Genomic DNA, 1,664 nt, shown 5'->3' on the forward strand with positions numbered 1-1,664 from the left:
TGAGCAATTGCCAACCTGAACGTGCAGGTCACGGGGCTGGTGTGGGCCGGAGGCGGGGTGCTCGGGCTGGTCGGGGACGTGATTGCTAGCAGGAGATCGTTTGCTGTGCGGCCGGTTCGTCCGAATCCGGGTGCCGCCCGCCGAGGCCTCCTACCCTCCGAGGAGGGTTCGGACGGGAGGCGTGCTGGTGGTGGACGTGTTGACGTGGGTGATGCAGCGGCGGCTGGTGCTGGCCGACCGCGCCGAGCGGCTGCGGAAGGAACTCGCCGAGCTCGACGCGGAGGTCGCGCGGCTGGAGGTCGCGGAGGTGGTGTTCGGGCAGTTCGCCGACGCTCAGCGGGCCGGCCGGGCGGACGATCCCGCCATGGCCGACGAGTTGGAGCGGGTCACGACGGCTCCCGGGGCGGGCGGGATGCTGCTGGTCCCGCACCGCGAAGAAGGCATGGACGCCGACGTGCTGCCTGCCGACTACCAGGCGATCCTCAAGGCCGTCGCGGGGATCGAGGGAGCGGTCAAGGCGGGGGACGTGGCGCTGGCGCTCGGCAAGGGAGTACAGCCGGCACAGGTCGAACCATTGCGCGGCCAGCTGCGGCGCCTGGCGGATCGGGGCTGGCTGCAGCGGACCCCGGCGGGTCGCTACACCCGGCGCTGATGTCGGATGCCGCCGCGCGAAGCGGCCGAATCCATCCGTAACTCATGGACCCCCGGCGAGTGTTGGGGATTCCATGCGAAAGAACTCCAAGCCCGCCGAGGGTCCTGAAGGGCTTGTCTACCAGTGCCGCCTGTCGCTGTCGAGCGCCACCGTGAACATGGTCGCCGACCTGATCCGCGGCCACCTGAAGAAGATCGGCTCGCGCTGGCGCAAGCTTGCGCCCGGCAGGATCGCCGTCATCGTGCTCGCCGTTCTGCGGCACGACCAGCGGCTTTGCGACATGGCCGGCGGCAACGACGTGTCCGCCTCCACCGTGCGCCGCTGGCTGCTGGAAGTGACCGGTCTCCTCGCCGCCCGCGCCCCGCGATTGGACCGCGCACTGAAGAAGATCACCCGCAAGGGTGGCGTCGTGGTGCTGCTGGACGGCACGCTGGTGCGGACCCGCCGCCGCACCGGTGACGAGAACCGGCCCAACTACAGCGGGAAGCACAAGGTCCACGGCCTGCTGTTCCTCGCACTGACCGACGAGAAGGGCAACCTCGTCTGGATCTCGGCGGCGAAGCCGGGGCGCTCGAGCGAGATCACCGCCGCACGCCACAACAAGATCTGCGCCAAGCTCCGCGAAGCCGGTCTCGGTGCCCTGGCCGACCTGGGCTTCGTCGGTCTCGATGACGATCCCGCCGACCCGGTGATCGTCACCGGCTGCAGGGCGACCCGGGGCCATCCGCTGACCAAGGCCCAGAAGGAAGCGAACCGGCTGGTCAGCCGCGAGCGAGCGGCCAACGAGCACGGCTTCGCCGACCTGAAGAACTGGCGAATCCTCACCAAGGTCCGCATGAACGCCCGGCACTCGACCGCGCTCCTGCGCGCCCTGCTCGTACTGACGAACGCGGAGGTCTCCCGCTGACGGATGATCACCCGATCGCGATCAAGCCCGTGCCCGGCCCGAGCACCCCGACCGCGCACCACGCCAGCCCCCGTGACCTGCAGATTTCAGGATGGAATTAGCTCA

Annotated in this window: 2 protein-coding genes; both read left to right on the forward strand. The window is 69.7% G+C overall.

Features of this window, described 5'->3' with window-relative positions:
- Nucleotides 1-190: 190 nt before the first annotated feature.
- The gene (locus OP86_RS32340; RefSeq protein ID WP_157849909.1) at nucleotides 191-652 is read left to right on the forward strand and encodes a hypothetical protein; all 462 of its coding nucleotides are present in this window, start codon (nucleotides 191-193) and stop codon (nucleotides 650-652) included.
- Nucleotides 653-725: 73 nt separating this feature from the next.
- Nucleotides 726-1,559, forward strand: a complete 834-nt coding sequence (locus OP86_RS32345; protein WP_030055231.1) for a transposase family protein — start codon at nucleotides 726-728, stop codon at nucleotides 1,557-1,559.
- Nucleotides 1,560-1,664 lie beyond the last annotated feature (105 nt).

Origin of the sequence: Streptomyces novaecaesareae, from assembly GCF_000716875.1 — a bacterium.
Classification (GTDB): domain Bacteria; phylum Actinomycetota; class Actinomycetes; order Streptomycetales; family Streptomycetaceae; genus Kitasatospora; species Kitasatospora novaecaesareae.